This window comes from Pseudomonas sp. W2Oct36, from assembly GCF_041060465.1.
Taxonomy (GTDB): Bacteria; Pseudomonadota; Gammaproteobacteria; order Pseudomonadales; family Pseudomonadaceae; genus Aquipseudomonas; species Aquipseudomonas graminis_B.
Genome location: NZ_JAUERW010000022.1, coordinates 23,268 through 39,285 on the forward strand (window position 1 = coordinate 23,268; position 16,018 = coordinate 39,285).

The 16,018-nt window shown below is 60.4% G+C and carries 18 protein-coding genes and 1 tRNA gene; 11 read left to right on the forward strand and 8 right to left on the reverse strand.

What is annotated here, in order from left to right:
• Nucleotides 1-149 precede the first annotated feature (149 nt).
• Nucleotides 150-470: a DUF1654 domain-containing protein gene (locus QWI18_RS22330; RefSeq protein ID WP_192134560.1), complete on the forward strand. Its 321-nt coding sequence runs from the start codon at nt 150-152 to the stop codon at nt 468-470.
• A 91-nt stretch (nt 471-561) separates the two neighbouring features.
• On the opposite strand, the gene QWI18_RS22335 is transcribed toward QWI18_RS22330, so the two are convergent.
• The gene (locus tag QWI18_RS22335) at nt 562-1,374 is read right to left on the reverse strand and encodes an XRE family transcriptional regulator (protein ID WP_192134562.1); all 813 of its coding nucleotides are present in this window, start codon (nt 1,372-1,374) and stop codon (nt 562-564) included.
• Nucleotides 1,375-1,561: 187 nt separating this feature from the next.
• Nucleotides 1,562-1,652, reverse strand: a tRNA-Ser gene (locus tag QWI18_RS22340).
• Between the two features lie 168 nt (nt 1,653-1,820).
• Between QWI18_RS22340 and QWI18_RS22345 the strand changes: the two genes are divergently transcribed.
• The 7 genes from QWI18_RS22345 to QWI18_RS22375 all read left to right on the forward strand — a co-directional run bounded on the left by QWI18_RS22345 (nt 1,821) and on the right by QWI18_RS22375 (nt 6,091).
• Nucleotides 1,821-2,492 (forward strand): Bax inhibitor-1/YccA family protein, encoded by a 672-nt coding sequence (locus QWI18_RS22345; RefSeq protein ID WP_065989182.1) that lies wholly within the window; start codon nt 1,821-1,823, stop codon nt 2,490-2,492.
• Nucleotides 2,493-2,606: 114 nt separating this feature from the next.
• Nucleotides 2,607-2,999 (forward strand): sulfurtransferase complex subunit TusD, encoded by a 393-nt coding sequence (tusD, locus tag QWI18_RS22350; RefSeq protein ID WP_369319894.1) that lies wholly within the window; start codon nt 2,607-2,609, stop codon nt 2,997-2,999.
• Nucleotide 3,000: 1 nt separating this feature from the next.
• Complete coding sequence (gene tusC / locus QWI18_RS22355; RefSeq protein ID WP_065989177.1) at nt 3,001-3,363, forward strand: sulfurtransferase complex subunit TusC; 363 nt, start codon at nt 3,001-3,003, stop codon at nt 3,361-3,363.
• Complete coding sequence (gene tusB / locus QWI18_RS22360; protein ID WP_369319895.1) at nt 3,363-3,662, forward strand: sulfurtransferase complex subunit TusB; 300 nt, start codon at nt 3,363-3,365, stop codon at nt 3,660-3,662. Before tusC ends, tusB begins: the two co-directional genes overlap by 1 nt.
• Nucleotides 3,659-3,994, forward strand: coding sequence for a TusE/DsrC/DsvC family sulfur relay protein (locus QWI18_RS22365; RefSeq protein WP_065989173.1), 336 nt, complete (start codon nt 3,659-3,661; stop codon nt 3,992-3,994). Before tusB ends, QWI18_RS22365 begins: the two co-directional genes overlap by 4 nt.
• Nucleotides 3,991-4,992 carry a glycosyl transferase family protein gene (locus QWI18_RS22370; protein WP_369319896.1) on the forward strand — a complete coding sequence of 334 codons (1,002 nt, stop codon included), beginning with the start codon at nt 3,991-3,993 and terminating at the stop codon, nt 4,990-4,992. The genes QWI18_RS22365 and QWI18_RS22370 overlap by 4 nt, the downstream gene beginning before the upstream one ends.
• 97 nt (nt 4,993-5,089) lie before the next feature.
• The gene (locus QWI18_RS22375) at nt 5,090-6,091 is read left to right on the forward strand and encodes a glutathione S-transferase family protein (protein ID WP_192134574.1); all 1,002 of its coding nucleotides are present in this window, start codon (nt 5,090-5,092) and stop codon (nt 6,089-6,091) included.
• A 69-nt stretch (nt 6,092-6,160) separates the two neighbouring features.
• Here the strand turns inward: QWI18_RS22375 and cysG are convergent, their stop codons facing one another.
• From cysG to QWI18_RS22405, 6 genes are all read right to left on the reverse strand, one after another.
• Complete coding sequence (gene cysG, locus QWI18_RS22380) at nt 6,161-7,555, reverse strand: siroheme synthase CysG (RefSeq protein WP_065989167.1); 1,395 nt, start codon at nt 7,553-7,555, stop codon at nt 6,161-6,163.
• The gene (gene serS, locus QWI18_RS22385) at nt 7,556-8,836 is read right to left on the reverse strand and encodes a serine--tRNA ligase (RefSeq protein ID WP_369319897.1); all 1,281 of its coding nucleotides are present in this window, start codon (nt 8,834-8,836) and stop codon (nt 7,556-7,558) included.
• A 16-nt stretch (nt 8,837-8,852) separates the two neighbouring features.
• On the reverse strand, nt 8,853-9,227 hold the full coding sequence (crcB, locus tag QWI18_RS22390; RefSeq protein WP_065989163.1) for a fluoride efflux transporter CrcB: 375 nt from the start codon (nt 9,225-9,227) through the stop codon (nt 8,853-8,855).
• The gene (locus tag QWI18_RS22395; RefSeq protein WP_369319898.1) at nt 9,227-10,549 is read right to left on the reverse strand and encodes a replication-associated recombination protein A; all 1,323 of its coding nucleotides are present in this window, start codon (nt 10,547-10,549) and stop codon (nt 9,227-9,229) included. Before QWI18_RS22395 ends, crcB begins: the two co-directional genes overlap by 1 nt.
• An 18-nt stretch (nt 10,550-10,567) precedes the next feature.
• Nucleotides 10,568-11,191: an outer membrane lipoprotein chaperone LolA gene (lolA, locus tag QWI18_RS22400; RefSeq protein ID WP_369319899.1), complete on the reverse strand. Its 624-nt coding sequence runs from the start codon at nt 11,189-11,191 to the stop codon at nt 10,568-10,570.
• A 76-nt stretch (nt 11,192-11,267) separates the two neighbouring features.
• On the reverse strand, nt 11,268-13,682 hold the full coding sequence (locus QWI18_RS22405) for a DNA translocase FtsK (protein ID WP_065989157.1): 2,415 nt from the start codon (nt 13,680-13,682) through the stop codon (nt 11,268-11,270).
• A 461-nt stretch (nt 13,683-14,143) separates the two neighbouring features.
• On the opposite strand from QWI18_RS22405, the gene aat reads away from it, so the two are divergent.
• The 3 genes from aat to infA all read left to right on the forward strand — a co-directional run bounded on the left by aat (nt 14,144) and on the right by infA (nt 15,908).
• Nucleotides 14,144-14,833, forward strand: a complete 690-nt coding sequence (gene aat / locus QWI18_RS22410; protein ID WP_192134578.1) for a leucyl/phenylalanyl-tRNA--protein transferase — start codon at nt 14,144-14,146, stop codon at nt 14,831-14,833.
• A gap of 47 nt (nt 14,834-14,880) precedes the next feature.
• Nucleotides 14,881-15,588, forward strand: coding sequence for an arginyltransferase (locus QWI18_RS22415; RefSeq protein ID WP_065989154.1), 708 nt, complete (start codon nt 14,881-14,883; stop codon nt 15,586-15,588).
• 101 nt (nt 15,589-15,689) lie between these two features.
• A complete protein-coding gene (infA, locus tag QWI18_RS22420) occupies nt 15,690-15,908 on the forward strand; it encodes a translation initiation factor IF-1 (RefSeq protein ID WP_002553999.1) in 219 nt (72 codons plus the stop codon).
• The last annotated feature ends 110 nt before the right edge of the window (nt 15,909-16,018 follow it).

The following is a 16,018-nucleotide window of genomic DNA, read 5'->3' on the forward strand; positions in this document are numbered from 1 at the left end:
TCAATAGCTAATGCTAAATTATTTTCGTGCCTGTAATGGGTGCTGGTCGCTCGAGGCAGGTCGATATTTCTGACAGGGGTTTTGCAAACAGCTGACTGCCGTTATGCTTACGAGAACTGTACGCATATACAGTAATCAAGGAGAAACTGATGTCCCTACCAGAGAAGAAAAAGTCTCAAGAGCGCGAGCCCATGTCCGGCCTGGAGCGCCTGAACCTAAGGGTGGCGGGCATGATCAACCACCCGATCGCCCAGGATCAGATGTGGGTCACGATCCATAAGCTGGAGACCGACGGCGAGCGAGAGTGGGACGAAGTGATGGGGGCTATTGCGGAAGTGGATGGGATAGAGATGGTTTTCAACGATGAAGACAGTTCGGTCACGCTGAAGTGGGAAGCGCCGTCAGATGACGATCCCCGCGTCCAAGTGCGGGACGAATTCGAAGCACTGGAGGAAGCCGCGCCTTTCTGAGTGCACAAAAAAGCCCGCTTGATTCGCGGGCGTCTGCACCTTCAAAAAACCGCCTGTGCCGGCCACTAGTCGGCCAGATCGGCCAGCGCAACTAGGCCTTTCTTGCGTTCCAGATCAATAAAACCTTCGCATGGATCGTCACGTCGTCGATCCTTGCCGTCTGGTTCTCATAATGCTGATTGTCTGAAATAAGCCTGTAATTCTCTTCGTCCAGTCGCATCACGCGCTTGATGTACAGCTCTTGGTGCCAAGTCAGTACGTAGATGCCCTCACCGATGAAGTCCTGCACGCCTTTGTCGACGATCACCAAGTCTTTATCGTTGATGGTTCCTTCCATGCTCTGACCCCAGCCACTGATCATGGCCAGAGCTGTCTTCGAGGTGTAGGTCACACCTTTCTCGCGAAGAATCTCCTCTCTGACAACCAAGTTGCGCACGACCTCATTGTAATCAGGCGGCACCTGTCCGTGACCCATCGCTGCACGTATGTCGTACTGGCGAATGACAATCTCTTCCTGGGTAGGACGAAGCGCGGCGTAATTGGCCGGAAGCACGTCTGTGCTCTGGTCATCCGGGTCGGCAGCCGCCGCCACAATCCGGTCCCGCGCCTCATTTGAAAAGCCTTTCACCTTGGCGAGGGACTGCTTGAGCTGTTCCAGTGCCGAAAGCCCGGCCTTCACTGCTGTCGCGGAAGTCTCGGACGCAGCAGGGCTGACCAGGCTTCCCGAAGGAAGGCCGATCTTCTCTTCCAAATTCGCAGCAGCTTTCTCGCCGAGGTTTCTGTGCCCGTTAAGAATCTGGGACAGATACGACGCATCAAGGCCGTGCCTATTGGCGAAATCTTTCTGGGAGGCCCCGGCCATCAGGGCTTTCAGGGCGTCGGCTCTAAGCTTGTTAATGTCCATGTCCCATCATCGCTTCCGGTTAGCATACAGTAAATTACGGTCTGCTATCAGTCACATGGTTAGCCTTTGCTAATGCTCATGCAAGCCGGGCAGGATGATCCGAAAGATGAAGATCAAATGCAGCCCAGCGAAAACCAGACCCCGAAAACGAAAAAAGCCCCGCATATGCAGGGCTTCTTACTGTGTTTGGCGGGGAACTAGGGATTCGAACCCTAGAAACGCTATTAACGTTCGCCGGTTTTCAAGACCGGTGCATTCAACCACTCTGCCAATTCCCCGAAGCATTTGGCGTCGAAGGTTTCCACCCCTCCGTCGCTTTGCGGGCGCCATAATACCGTAATGAAACAAGCTGTCAAACTCTGCGGCTAGCGCGCTGCCTCGCCTCTGTTATGATCTTTGCAACTTGAGGTTTCAAACCCTTCGTTTTCACCACCAGGAGTAGCGCCATGCGCGAACAGGATTACGCAGTCAACAACCGCGTGCAGGTCGAGCAGCTAGAGGTTAGCCGCGTCCTGCGCAACACTTACGGCCTTCTGGCCCTCACCCTCGCCTTCAGCGGCGTCATGGCGTTCGTCTCACAACAGATGAACTTCCGTTACCCGAACGTCTTCGTTGTGCTGATCGGCTTCTACGGTCTGTTTTTCCTCACCAACAAATTGCGCGATTCGGCGTGGGGTCTGGTCTCGGCGTTCGCGCTGACGGGCTTCATGGGGTTCATCCTCGGCCCGATTCTCAACCGCTACATCGGCATGCAGGGCGGCGCTGAAGTCGTTGCCTCCGCGTTCGCGATGACGGCCCTGGTCTTCGGTGGTCTGTCGGCCTATGTGCTGATCACGCGCAAGGACATGAGCTTCCTCGGCGGCTTCATCACCGCAGGCTTTTTCGTGTTGCTCGGGGCCGTAGTAGCCAGCATGTTCTTCCAGATCAGCGGCCTGCAACTGGCGATCAGCGCCGGCTTCGTGCTGTTCTCGTCGGTCTGCATTCTGTTCCAGACCAGCGCGATCATCCACGGCGGTGAACGCAACTACATCATGGCCACCATCAGCCTGTATGTATCGATCTACAACCTGTTCATCAGCCTGTTGCAGATCTTCGGCATCATGGGCAGCAAAGACTGATCAGTGTGCCCGCTTCAACAAAAAGCCCGCTTCTGCGGGCTTTTTGCTGTCCGGCGTTCGTGAATTCTTTATCATTGCGCCCATGTTCCCTGTCAGCGCCCGACCGAGCCGCCCATGAAGTTCGCCATTGCCCTGCATTCGCCCGCCCACGCGCCTTCCTCCCGGCGTGCATTGCTGTTCGCTAAAGCTGTGTTGGCGCAGGGCCATGAAATCGTGCGCCTGTTCTTTTATCAGGACGGCGTGCACAGCGCGTCCGGCAATGTGGTGTCGCCCCAGGACGAGTCGGATACCGCCGCGCAATGGCGCGATTTCGTCAGCACCCACAACCTTGATGGCGTGGTCTGCATCGCAGCCGCCCTGCGCCGGGGGGTGTTGAATGCTGAAGAGGCGGAGCGTTATTCGCGACCTGCGGCGAACCTGTCGGCACCCTGGGAATTGTCGGGGCTGGGTCAGCTGCACGAGGCAGTACAGACGGCCGATCGCTTGATCTGCTTTGGAGGGCCGTAACGTGGCGAAGTCGTTATTGATCATCAGCCGTCAGGCGCCCTGGTCGGGTCCGGACGCGCGCGAGGCATTGGACATTGCCCTGGCCGGCGGCGCGTTCGATCTGCCGGTCGCCATGCTGTTCATGGACGACGGTGTGCTTCAGTTGGCCACGGCGCAGAACGCCAGCCAGGTGCAGCAGAAAGACCTGAGCGCCAACCTGCAGGCGTTGTCGATGTTCGGCGTGGAAGACTTGTTCGCCTGCCGCACCAGCCTGAATCAGCGCGGGATGCCGCCAACCGGGTTAAGCGTCGAACCGCTCCAGGTGCTGGATGACCCGCAAATCGCCGCGCTCATTGACCGTTACGACCAAGTGATTACGATCTGATGGCTACCCTGCACGTACTCTCTCATTCCCCTTTCACCGACTCGCGCCTGGGCAGTTGCCTGCGGGTGCTCGGCAGCGAAGACGCGATCCTGCTCTGCGGCGACGCAACCTATGCGTTGCGCGCAGACACCGCTACCGTTCAGGCGCTGAACGCGAAAACCGGCAGCCTGAAGGTGTTCGTGCTCGATGAAGACGCCACCGCTCGACACATCGCGCTGCCTGACTGGGCACAAAGCGTCGACTATGCCGGCTTCGTGACGCTCTCGGTGCACTACGACAAGGTCAACACCTGGCTATGAAACAGCTTATCGTCGATGGCCGCAGCATCGCGCTGGACAAGGACGGCTATCTTGAGGACCTAAACGACTGGTCCAACGAAGTCGCCGAAGCCCTGGCCCTTGAGGAAGACATCGCCCTCACGCCCGATCACTGGGAAATTCTTGAACTGCTGCGCGGGTTCTATGCAGAATTTCAGCTGTCCCCGGCCACACGGCCGCTGGTCAAGTACACCGCGCTGAAACTGGGCGCCGACAAAGGCAACAGCTTGCACCTGAATCGTCTGTTCAACGGCACTCCCGCCAAACTTGCCGCCAAGCTGGCGGGCCTGCCCAAGCCGACCAATTGCCTATGACTGACTTCACCCCCCTCGTCACCGAAACCCCTGCCGAGCATCCCTTCGCGCCCTTCGTTCGTATTCTCGGCAAAGGCAAGCGTGGTGCGCGCAACATGACCCGCGCCGAAGCCCGGGAAGCCATGGGCATGGTGCTCGATGAAAAAGTCGAAGACACCCAGCTCGGCGCTTTCCTGATGCTGCTGCGGCACAAGGAAGAGAGCCCGGATGAGCTCGCAGGCTTCACCGAAGCGGTGCGCGAGCGTCTGCATGCGCCGGAACTGACGGTCGATATCGACTGGCCGACCTACGCCGGCAAGAAGCGTCACCTGCCATGGTATCTGTTGGCGGCCAAGTGCCTGGCGCAGAACGGCGTGCGCGTATTGATGCACGGCGGCGGCGCCCATACCGCCGGCCGGTTGTACAGCGAGCAGTTGCTGAACCTGTTGGGGATTCCGCTGTGTCGCAACTGGCAAGCGGTGGGTGAAGCGCAGGAGCAGCAGAACATTGCGTTCTTCCCCCTCGGCGACTGGGCGCCGCAGCTTCAGCGCATGATCGATCTGCGCAACACGCTGGGGCTGCGCTCGCCGATCCATTCGCTGGCGCGCATCCTCAACCCACTGGGCGCGCGATGCGGGCTGCAGAGTATTTTCCATCCTGGCTATCAGGGCGTGCACCGCGACGCCAGCAGCCTGCTCGGCGACCACGCCATCGTGATCAAGGGCGACGGTGGTGAGGTCGAGATCAATCCCGACACCATCAGCCATTTGTACGGCACCACCGATGGCCAGCCGTGGGATGAGGAATGGCCGGCATTGTCGGACCGTCGCCACGTGAAGCCTGCCACCCTCGACCCGCTGCATCTGGTCGCGATCTGGAAAGGCGATATCGAGGACAGCTACCCGCAGCTGGCGCTGATCGCAACCATGGCGCTGGCACTGCGGGGCCTCGGGATGCCGCGGGCTGAAGCCTTCGCCCAGGCGGAGCAGTATTGGGCAAACCGGAACAGATCGATTTAGCCGATAGCTACTCCCCAGTCTTTGCGCCATTCGTTCGAACGATTGCCTTTAGACTGATCTCCAACGTACTTCGGTACAGCTCAATTTGGAGTCAGGCATGGGCCTTCTCGTTGAAGGGCGCTGGCAAGACCAGTGGTACGAAAGCAGCAAAGACGGCGCGTTTCAGCGCGAGCAAGCCAAGCGCCGGAGCTGGGTGACTGCTGATGGCAGCCCCGGCCCGTCCGGTGAAGGCGGCTTCAAGGCGGAAGCCGGTCGCTACCATTTGTACGTTTCCCTGGCCTGCCCGTGGGCCCATCGCACGTTGATCGTGCGCAAGCTCAAGGGTCTGGAAAGCCTGATCGACGTCTCGGTGGTCAGTTGGCTGATGCGCGAGAACGGCTGGACATTCGACAAGCAGACCGGTTCTACCGGCGATGCGCTGGATGGCCATACCTTTATGTACCAGCGCTACCTCGCCGACACCGCCGATTACACCGGTCGGGTTACGGTACCGGTGCTGTGGGACAAGCAGCTGAATCGCATTGTCAGCAATGAGTCGTCGGAAATCATCCGGATGTTCAATTCGGCGTTCGACGAACTGACCGGCAATCACCTGGATCTCTATCCAGAGCCGCTGCGCAACGAGATCGACCGGCTGAACGACCGGATTTACCCGGCCGTGAACAACGGCGTCTATCGCGCCGGATTCGCGACGTCGCAAGGTGCGTACGAAGAGGCTTTCGATGGAGTGTTCGCCGAGCTGGATGCACTGGAAACGCTGCTCCGCGAGAAACGCTATCTGGCGGGCGAGTACCTGACTGAAGCGGACGTGCGCCTGTTCACCACGCTGATTCGCTTTGACGCGGTGTACCACGGGCACTTCAAGTGCAACCTGCGACGCATTGCCGACTACCCGAACCTGAGCAACTGGGTGCGCGAGATGTATCAGCTGCCGGGTGTTGCCGAGACGGTGGACTTCGTGCACATCAAGCATCACTACTACGGGAGCCACGCCACCATCAACCCGACCGGTATCGTGCCAAAAGGGCCGCAGCAGGACTTCAGCGGCGAGCATGATCGGGGGCGTTTGAACGGGAAAGGGATCTTGCACAACGGCTGAAGGGTTTCAGTTAACACTGAAACCCCACCTGGCTCTCCACCGCATAAACTTTGAAAGACTGCGGTGGAATCAGACGCTCGCCTGAGCCCCTTCGAACCATGCCAGTTTCTCCCGCAACTTCACCACTTCGCCCACAATCACCAGGGTCGGCGCATGGACTTCGTGCTCGGCCACCAATTGCGGCAGATTGGCCAGCGTGCCGGTGAAGACGCGCTGGTTGACCGTGGTGCCCTGCTGAATCAACGCCGCTGGGGTGTCGGCCGACCGGCCGTGCCGGATCAACTGCTCGCAAATAACCGGCAGCCCGATCAGCCCCATGTAGAGCACCAACGTCTGCGATGGCGACACCAGATCCTTCCACGGCAGGTCGGTAGAGCCGTTCTTCAGGTGGCCGGTCACGAAACGCACGGACTGCGCGTGATCGCGATGGGTCAGCGGAATACCGGCGTAGGCCGCGCAACCACTGGCCGCCGTGATGCCCGGCACGACCTGGAACGGAATGCCATGGGCGGCCAGCTCTTCGATTTCTTCGCCGCCACGGCCGAAGATGAACGGATCGCCGCCCTTGAGGCGCACCACGCGTTTGCCCTGCTTGGCCAGGTCCACCAACTGCTGGTTGATCTGGTCCTGGGGCAAGGCGTGGTCGGCACGCTGCTTGCCGACGTAGACCCGGTCAGCGTCGCGGCGGCATAAGTCCAGGATCGCCGGCGCTACGAGGCGGTCGTAAAGCACAACGTCCGCCTGCTGCATCAGACGCAGTGCGCGAAAGGTCAGCAGATCAGGATCGCCTGGCCCCGCGCCCACCAGGTACACCTCACCGGTCGTGGGCGGCGCCTCGCCGTCGATCTTCGCTTGCAGCAAGCGCTCGGCTTCGGCGCCCTGTCCGGCCAGCTGCCGATCAGCGATGGGCCCCTGAAATACATCCTCCCAGAACGCCCGACGCTGCTGAACGTTGGGAAACAGCCCTTTCACCTGATGACGAAAGCGCGCGGCCAGACCGGCCAGATGCCCGTAGGTGGGCGGAATCCAGGTTTCCAGCTTGGCGCGGATCAGACGCGCCAGCACCGGCGCATCGCCACCGCTGGACACCGCGATCACCAGCGGCGACCGGTCGACAATCGCCGGGAAGATCACGCTGCACAGCGCAGGCGCATCCACCACGTTGACCGGCACGCCGCGCTGGCGGGCATCGGCTGACACCTGCGCATTGAGCGGCTCATCGTCGGTGGCGGCGATAATCAGCACACAGCCGTTGAGGTCCGACTCGGTGTAGCCACGCAGAATCTGCTCGCCACCGCTGCGCTCGATCAGCTCGCGCACTTCCGCCCCGATCTCGGGAGCGACCACGCGCAGCACCGCACCGGAATCAGCCAGCAGGCGAGACTTGCGCAAGGCAATCTCGCCGCCGCCGACCACCAGCACCCGAGCGCCCCGAAGGTTATGGAACAGTGGCAGAAATTCCATTTAGCCGATGACCTCGATGCCGCCCATCCATGGCTTGAGAACGTCCGGCACGCGGATCGAGCCGTCGGCCTGCTGGTAGTTTTCCAGTACCGCCACCAGCGTGCGACCCACCGCAAGACCCGAACCGTTCAGCGTGTGAACCAGTTCCGGCTTGCCGGTTTCCGGGTTGCGCCAGCGCGCCTGCAAGCGACGCGCCTGGAAGTCGCCGCAGTTGGAGCACGACGAGATTTCCCGGTATTTGTCCTGGCTCGGAATCCACACTTCCAGATCGTAGGTTTTCACCGCACTGAAACCCATGTCGCCTGTGCACAAAGCCAGTACGCGGTACGGCAATTCGAGCAGTTGCAGAACGCGCTCGGCGTGACCGGTCAGGCTCTCCAGCGCTTCCATGGATTTTTCCGGCTCGACGATCTGCACCATCTCGACCTTGTCGAACTGGTGCTGACGGATCATGCCGCGGGTATCGCGACCCGACGCGCCGGCTTCGCTGCGGAAGCACGGGGTGTGGGCGACGAACTTCAGCGGCAGCTGCTTGGCGTCGATGATTTCGCCAGAGACGATGTTGGTCAGCGACACTTCGGCGGTCGGGATCAGGTACAGATCGGCCTCGCCTTCGCGGGAGATCTTGAACAGGTCTTCTTCGAATTTCGGCAGCTGGCCGGTGCCCTGTAGCGCGGGCGCCTGGACCAGATACGGCGTGTAGGTCTCTTCGTAACCATGCTCATTGATGTGCAGCGTGATCATGAACTGCGCCAACGCACGGTGCAGGCGCGCAATCGGGCCACGCAACAACGCGAAACGGGCGCCGGACAGCTTGGCGGCGGTTTCGAAGTCCAGCCAGCCGAACTTCTCGCCCAGGGCGACATGATCCTGAACCGCGAAGTCGAATGAAGCCGGTGTGCCCCAGGTACGCACTTCGACGTTTTGTTCTTCGTCAGCGCCCACCGGCACCGATTCGTGGGGCAGGTTCGGCATGCTCAGGGCCATGGCATCGAGCTCGGACTGAATGGCGTCCAGTTCTTTCTTGCCAGTGCTCAGCTCTTCGGCCATGCGATCGATGTCAGCCATCAGCGGCGCGATGTCTTCGCCGCGCTGCTTGGCCTGACCGATGGATTTGGAACGGGCGTTACGCTCGGCCTGAAGCTGTTCGGTGCGGGTCTGCACCGTCTTGCGCTGGGCTTCCAGCGCTTCGATGCGGGCCACGTCCAGTGTGAAGCCACGGGAAGCCAGGCGATCCGCTACGTCCTGAAGTTGGGTACGTAACAGTTTGGAGTCGAGCATATCGGTCTCTCGTATATTAAATTCGGGTCAAAGACAGGCCAGCCCACGTTGCGAGCAGCCCGCCCAGTACGCTGATGAGGGCGTAGCCAATGGCCAGAGGAGCCTGGCCGCTCTCAAGCAGACGAATCGTGTCCAGTGAGAAAGACGAAAACGTCGTCAAACCACCGAGGAATCCCACCATCAATCCGGCGCGCAACTCGATCGGGACTTCCGGGCGAATCAGAAACAGCCCGTAGAGCAGACCGATCAGCAGGCAGCCGACCAGATTCACCGCCAGCGTTGCTGTGTAAAAGTAGCGCGGCCAGTTCGCGGCCACGACGTTAGCCGTGGCGAAACGCAGTAATGTACCAGCGACGCCACCGGCGGACACGGCAAGAATCAACTGAATCACTATTTTCTCCGTTGACGAGGGCTGGCGCGGTCGAGCGCCGACAGGTGTTTGAGTTTTTCGCCGATCTTCAGCTCAAGGCCGCGGGGGACCGGCTGGTAATACTGACGCGGTTCGAGTTCGTCGGGGAAGTAGTCTTCACCCGCCGCGTAGGCATCCGGCTCATCATGGGCGTAGCGGTACTCTTCGCCGTAGCCGAGCTGTTTCATCAGCTTGGTCGGCGCGTTGCGCAGGTGCAAGGGCACTTCCAGCGAACCGTGCTCGGTGGCTTCGCGCATGGCCATTTTAAAGCCCATGTACACGGCGTTGCTCTTCGGCGCGCAAGCCAGATACACGATGGCCTGGGCGACGGCCAACTCGCCTTCCGGGCTGCCGAGGCGTTCCTGCACATCCCACGCCGACATGCACAGCGGCAAGGCGCGCGGATCGGCGTTACCGATGTCTTCGCTGGCCATGCGCACTAAGCGCCGCGCCAGGTATAACGGATCACAGCCACCGTCGATCATTCGCGCGAACCAGTACAGCGCGGCGTCGGGGTTGGAGCCGCGAATGGATTTGTGCAGCGCGGAAATCTGGTCGTAGAACGCTTCGCCACCCTTGTCGAAGCGACGGCGACTGTCACCCAGCAGGCTTTGCAGCAACTCGGGATCGATTTCGCTGCCGTCTTCCGCCAGGTCCGAGGCGTTCTCCAGCAGATTGAGCATCCGCCGGCCGTCGCCATCCGCTGCAGCCAGAAGCGTCTTGAACGCCTCGTCACCCAAGGTCAGATGGCGATTGCCCAGCCCGCGTTCTTCGTTCAGCGCGCGGTTGACCAACTGGCGCAGCGCCCCTTCGTCCAGGCTCTTGAGCACATAGACCCGGGCGCGAGACAACAGCGCGTTGTTGAGTTCGAAAGAAGGGTTTTCGGTGGTGGCGCCGATGAAGATCAGCGTGCCGTCTTCCACGTAGGGCAGAAACGCATCCTGCTGGGACTTGTTGAAACGGTGCACTTCGTCGACGAACAGAATGGTGCGGCGGCCGTACTGACCCGCCTGCTGCTTGGCGACCTCCACCGCCTGGCGGATCTCTTTGACCCCCGCCAGCACCGCCGACACCGTTTCAAAATGCGCGTCGGAGACTTTCGCCAGCAACCGCGCCAGCGTGGTTTTGCCCACGCCGGGCGGTCCCCAGAAAATCATCGAATGCAGCGCACCCTGCTCAAGCGCTTCACGCAGGGGCTTGCCGTGGGCGAGCAGGTGCTGCTGGCCGACGTACTCGTCCAGATTGGTCGCTCGCAGGCGCGCGGCCAACGGTTGCGCGATCGGTTCAGTGCTGAACAGGTCCATGAAACAGGCGAACCCCTTTTATTCCTGAATGACGTCAGCGCCCTTCGGGATCTGGAACTGGAATTTGCTCGCGGCGACGGGCTCGTTGGCCTTGACGCCGGTGAACAGGATATTGGTGCGCTGGCCGACACTGTCGATCAGTTGCATGTCGTTGATCATGCCGTTGCGAAAGGACAGGCGCAGGCTGTCGAACAGGGTGTCCCGAGACTTGGGCTTGAGCACGAAGTCGATCACGCCGCCCGCCTCCTTGGCACTGATGTCGAAGCTCTCGCTGATTTTCGACACGTCGCCGGACAGCAGCAGCGCCGGGGTCTGGGTCAGGCGCTGGTCGAGGGTCTTGATGGTGACCTGCTCCAGGTCAGGGTCCCACAGGGAAACCTTCTTGCCATCGGACACCATCAATTGCTCTTGCGGCGCGTCGGTGTGCCAGTAGAACAGGCCCGGGCGCTGCAAAGTCATTTGACCGGAGGTTTCCTGCAACTGCGTGCCGCCACCGTCGAGGGTGAGCTGGGAGAAGCGCCCGCTCAGGGTTTTCGAGTTTTCCAGCAGTTGGGTCAGGCGTGCCACGTCCTTGCTGTCGGCCTGGGCCGAGACAGCAGAAAAAGCCAGTGCAGATACCAACAGCATGCGGATAAGACGCATGGGATTCCTCTTTGAGTGTGGTTGAAGCCGGGCGCCGTCCCGATGGCGACGCCCGGTAACGCGTGACCGGGAAGTGTCAGTCACGCACTGGGGCTGGCGCAATCACTTCGCGCGAGCCGTTGGTGTTCATGGGTGTTACGACGCCGGCGTTTTCCATGGTTTCGATCATCCGCGCGGCGCGGTTGTAACCAATCTTCAGCTTGCGCTGTACCGCAGATATCGACGCGCGACGGCTTTCCAGCACGAACTTGACCGCTTCGTCGTACAGCGCATCGCTTTCGCTGTCTTCGCCATCACCGCCGCCACCGCCACCGTCGAAGCCGCTGCCCGGCTCTTCAACGCCGGCCAGGATGTCGTCGTTGTAGTTCGGCGTACCCCGCAGCTTCCACGCCTCAACGACGCGGTGAACCTCTTCGTCCGAGACGAACGCGCCGTGCACACGAATCGGCAGGCTGGTGCCCGGCGGCATGTAGAGCATGTCGCCGTGACCGAGCAGTTGTTCGGCGCCACCCTGGTCGATGATGGTCCGGGAGTCGATCTTGCTCGACACCTGGAACGCCATGCGCGTCGGGATGTTGGCCTTGATCAGACCGGTGATCACGTCCACCGACGGTCGCTGGGTCGCGAGAATCAGGTGGATACCTGCCGCACGGGCCTTCTGGGCGATACGGGCGATGAGTTCTTCGACCTTCTTGCCGACGATCATCATCATGTCCGCGAATTCGTCGACCACCACAACGATGGTCGGCAGCTTGGTCAGCAGCGGCGCTTCGTCGTGAATGCTTTCGCGGTGGTACAGCGGATCGGACAGCGGCGTGCCGGCCTCCTCCGCTTCACGCACCTTCTGGTTGAAGCCCGACAGGTTACGCACGCCCATCTTGGCCATCAGTTTGTAGCGGCGTTCCATTTCAGCCACCGACCAGCGCAAGGCGTTGGCGGCGTCCTTCATGTCGGTCACCACCGGACACAGCAAATGCGGGATGCCTTCGTAGATCGACAGCTCGAGCATTTTCGGGTCGATCATGATCAGCTTGGCGTCTTCCGGGCCGGACTTGAACAGGATCGACAGGATCATGGCGTTCACGCCCACCGACTTACCGGAACCGGTGGTACCGGCGACCAGCAGGTGCGGCATCTTGGCTAGGTCGGTGATGACCGGTTTGCCGCCAATGTCGTGACCCAGCGCCAGGGTGACCGGCGATTTCGCGTCGTCGTATTCCGGCGTCGACAGGACCTCGGAGAAGCGCACGATCTGGCGATCTTCGTTGGGAATTTCGATACCGACGGTGGTCTTGCCGGGAATGACCTCGACCACACGGACGCTGGTCACTGCCAGGGAACGCGCAAGGTCTTTGGCCAGGTTCGAGATACGGCTGACTTTCACGCCGGCAGCCGGCTGGATTTCGTAGCGGGTGATCACCGGCCCTGGATGAATCGAGTCCACGGTGACTTCGACGCCGAATTCCTTGAGCTTGATCTCCAGCAGATGCCCCACCGCCGCCAGGGATTCAGGCGAATAGTTGAGCTGCTTTTTCTCAGCCGGATCGAGGATCGAGATGGGTGGCAAGGTGCCTTCCACGGCGCTGTCGACGAACAACGGCGCCTGCTTCTCTTTCTGCACGCGCTTGCTCGGCTCAGGTGCGCGTGGCGGTGCAGGCGCGATGACGGCGGGCACGTGCTTCTCACGGGCGACCATGTGCTCAGTCAGCGCCTGCTCGCGCTCGATGAGGCGTTCTTTGGCCTTGGCCTGCTCACGTCGATCCGGGGCCACCGGCGCGACCACTTCGTCGACACGCATGTCGACTTCACGCAACTGAGCCACCATCTGCTTGCGCTCATTGCGGGCGGCCCACCAGCGATTGAGGGAGCCGGTGAAGAGTTCGATCAGATCCAGGGTGATCTTGCCGGTGTTGTCCATCACCTTGAACCAGGACAGATCGGTGAACACGGTCAGGCCGAACAGAAACAAGGCGATGAACAGCAGCGTGCTGCCCTGAACGTTCAGCGCACGCTTGGCCAGATCGCCCAGCACTTCGCCCAGCACGCCACCGGCCGAACCCGGCAGGCCCGACGCCGAATGAAAGTGCAAGTGCGCCAGCGAAGCGCCAGCCAGCACGAGAAACACCAGCCCGATCATGCGCCAGGAAAACAGCCAGCCGCTCCATTGCCATGGCTCATGGCGCTGGCGGAACACCTGATAGGCCTTGACGCCCAGCAGCAACGGGAAGATGTAGGCGAAGTAGCCGAGGATCATGAACAGGATGTCGGCAGAATAAGCACCGGCGAAGCCTGCGGCGTTCTGGATCTGCGCCGAATTGCTCGAGCTGCTCGTGTGGCTCCAGCCCGGATCGGCCTGATCGTAGGTCAACAGCGCCATGATCAGATACAGACACAGCGCGCCGAACGCGATCAGTGCACCTTCCTTGAGCCGGTAGTGCAGGTGCTGCCGCCAGAGCGGAACGGGGGTGGGTGCTATGGTGGATTTCTTCAAAACGCTTCAATTCCTGCGCGCAAGCGCGAACATCTGATGATTGACTGTGTACGACTGCCTGGGCGAAATGGCAGTGGCTTTCCCGAACATCGGCCAGAAGAGCATCCTGGCAACAGGGAAAACCGCGCCTGCGATAACGCATGCTCGACAGGTGACTTGAAATGAGGTTAAACAACATCGGCATTGTACGGATTTGCGCGCCGCGCGCTACGTTAGTCTGGCGCGGTGCTTGCAGATGTTCAAGCTTCGCCGGCCGCTGACAATTTGAGCACGCATTTTCTTTGCCGACAAAGGCTTATGACGGGTTTTTGCGACTCGCTTGAACTATCAAAAGGCCATGTCTGGATGAAAAAGCCAACTGCTCCACTTTCCAGGCGCGATCAAGCGGCTTGTGACCGCATTTGCACTACGGAGTTGCACACCGCGTTGACTCCCCTCCCCTCTCGTAAAGTCTGGATGCCATGCTGACCTGGTTACAACGCGACACCTTCGATTTCCCTCCGCTGGAAAAAGCCATGCGCGAGCCCAACGGACTGCTGGCCGGCGGCGGCGATTTGTCCGCTGATCGCCTGATCGCTGCGTACCGGCATGGCTGCTTTCCGTGGTATCAGCAGGGCCAGCCTATTCTCTGGTGGTCGCCGGACCCGCGCACCGTGCTGTTTCCGGAAGAGCTGCATGTATCCCGCAGCCTGGCCAAGTTGCTGCGTCAGGGGCGTTATCGGGTCACCTTCGACCAGGATTTCGCGGCGGTCATTCAAGCGTGCGCCGAACCCCGGGCCTACGCCGACGGCACGTGGATCACCGGCTCCATGCAGGCAGCCTACATTGAACTGCACGCCCGCGGCTTCGCCCACAGCGTCGAAGTCTGGAACGGCGACGCGCTGGTGGGCGGCCTGTACGGATTGGCAATGGGCCAGCTGTTCTTCGGCGAATCGATGTTCAGCCGCGCCGACAACGCTTCCAAGGTCGGCTTCGCAACGTTGGTCGAATACCTGAAAGAATCGGGTTTTGTTCTCATTGATTGCCAGATGCCTACCGAGCACCTGCTAAGCCTTGGCGCGCGCTCGATTGCGCGCCAGACCTTCGCCGACTATCTGCACAAACACCTCGACGGGAGCCATTCAGCCAATTGGTCACCTAGGCGAGTTTGATTGGCCTGGCATACACTCATGTCTACAGTTTTTCTCGAGGGTTGATCATGACCGAGCTGGCGCGGCTGAAGTTCTATGCCACTCAACCCCACTCCTGTAGCTACCTGCCCGAGGAACAAGCCACTACGCTGTTTCTCGACCCCAGCCAGCCAATGGATGTCCAGGTCTATGCCGATCTCTCGGACATGGGGTTTCGCCGAAGTGGCGATCATCTTTACCGTCCGCACTGCCAGAACTGCAGCGCTTGTGTGCCTGCGCGCATTCCTGTGGGACTGTTCGTGCCCGATCGTCAGCAAAAACGTATTTTCAAAAGGAACGCCGACCTCGAAGTGACGAGCACTAAGCCGCATTTCAGTGAGGAGTACTTCGATCTGTATCAGCGCTACATCGAACAGCGCCATGCCGATGGGGATATGTTTCCGCCGAGCCGCGACCAGTTTTCCACCTTCCTGGTCCGGGACCTGCCGTTTTCGCGTTTTTACGAATTCCGTCTGGAAGGCCGACTGCTCGCCGTGGCCGTCACCGACCTGCTGCCCAACGGTCTTTCTGCCGTTTACACCTTCTACGAGCCATCGGAGGAGCGCCGCAGCCTTGGGCGGTACGCGATTCTCTGGCAGATCGCCGAAGCCGCACGCATGCAATTGCACGCGGTATACCTCGGCTACTGGATAAAGAACTGCAAAAAGATGAATTACAAGACCCAATATCGCCCCATCGAACTGCTCACCAATCAAAGATGGGTCACTCTTTACTGAAGCCCTTGGCTTAAACCTCAGTTTTCGGGCACAATGCAGCCCGCTTTTGCCTGGCTGCCGTTTGCACCGGGCCATTCATTGGATACCGAGGGCTTTACTGCATGTCGAAAGAAGACAGCTTCGAAATGGAAGGCACTGTCGTCGACACCCTGCCCAACACCATGTTCCGTGTGGAGTTGGAAAATGGGCACGTCGTAACCGCGCACATCTCCGGCAAGATGCGCAAGAACTACATCCGCATTCTTACCGGCGACAAGGTCCGCGTTGAGCTGACGCCCTACGACTTGAGCAAAGGTCGCATCACTTACCGCGCCCGCTAACAGGTCTTAACAAAAACGCCCGGCACATGCCGGGCGTTTTTGTGTGCGCGGGTTTAGTCCCGAGCCAGCCAGACACAAAAAAAGGCGCCTTTCGGCGCCTTTGAGGGTTA

Coding starts and splice junctions, on each gene's coding strand:
- QWI18_RS22330 (WP_192134560.1), top strand. CDS start 150: ATGTCCCTACCAGAGAAGAAAAAGTCTCAAGAGCGCGAGCCCATGTCC.
- QWI18_RS22335 (WP_192134562.1), bottom strand. CDS start 1,374: ATGGACATTAACAAGCTTAGAGCCGACGCCCTGAAAGCCCTGATGGCC.
- QWI18_RS22345 (WP_065989182.1), top strand. CDS start 1,821: ATGCGCGAACAGGATTACGCAGTCAACAACCGCGTGCAGGTCGAGCAG.
- tusD (WP_369319894.1), top strand. CDS start 2,607: ATGAAGTTCGCCATTGCCCTGCATTCGCCCGCCCACGCGCCTTCCTCC.
- tusB (WP_369319895.1), top strand. CDS start 3,363: ATGGCTACCCTGCACGTACTCTCTCATTCCCCTTTCACCGACTCGCGC.
- QWI18_RS22365 (WP_065989173.1), top strand. CDS start 3,659: ATGAAACAGCTTATCGTCGATGGCCGCAGCATCGCGCTGGACAAGGAC.
- QWI18_RS22370 (WP_369319896.1), top strand. CDS start 3,991: ATGACTGACTTCACCCCCCTCGTCACCGAAACCCCTGCCGAGCATCCC.
- QWI18_RS22375 (WP_192134574.1), top strand. CDS start 5,090: ATGGGCCTTCTCGTTGAAGGGCGCTGGCAAGACCAGTGGTACGAAAGC.
- cysG (WP_065989167.1), bottom strand. CDS start 7,555: ATGGAATTTCTGCCACTGTTCCATAACCTTCGGGGCGCTCGGGTGCTG.
- serS (WP_369319897.1), bottom strand. CDS start 8,836: ATGCTCGACTCCAAACTGTTACGTACCCAACTTCAGGACGTAGCGGAT.
- QWI18_RS22395 (WP_369319898.1), bottom strand. CDS start 10,549: ATGGACCTGTTCAGCACTGAACCGATCGCGCAACCGTTGGCCGCGCGC.
- lolA (WP_369319899.1), bottom strand. CDS start 11,191: ATGCGTCTTATCCGCATGCTGTTGGTATCTGCACTGGCTTTTTCTGCT.
- aat (WP_192134578.1), top strand. CDS start 14,144: ATGCTGACCTGGTTACAACGCGACACCTTCGATTTCCCTCCGCTGGAA.
- QWI18_RS22415 (WP_065989154.1), top strand. CDS start 14,881: ATGACCGAGCTGGCGCGGCTGAAGTTCTATGCCACTCAACCCCACTCC.
- infA (WP_002553999.1), top strand. CDS start 15,690: ATGTCGAAAGAAGACAGCTTCGAAATGGAAGGCACTGTCGTCGACACC.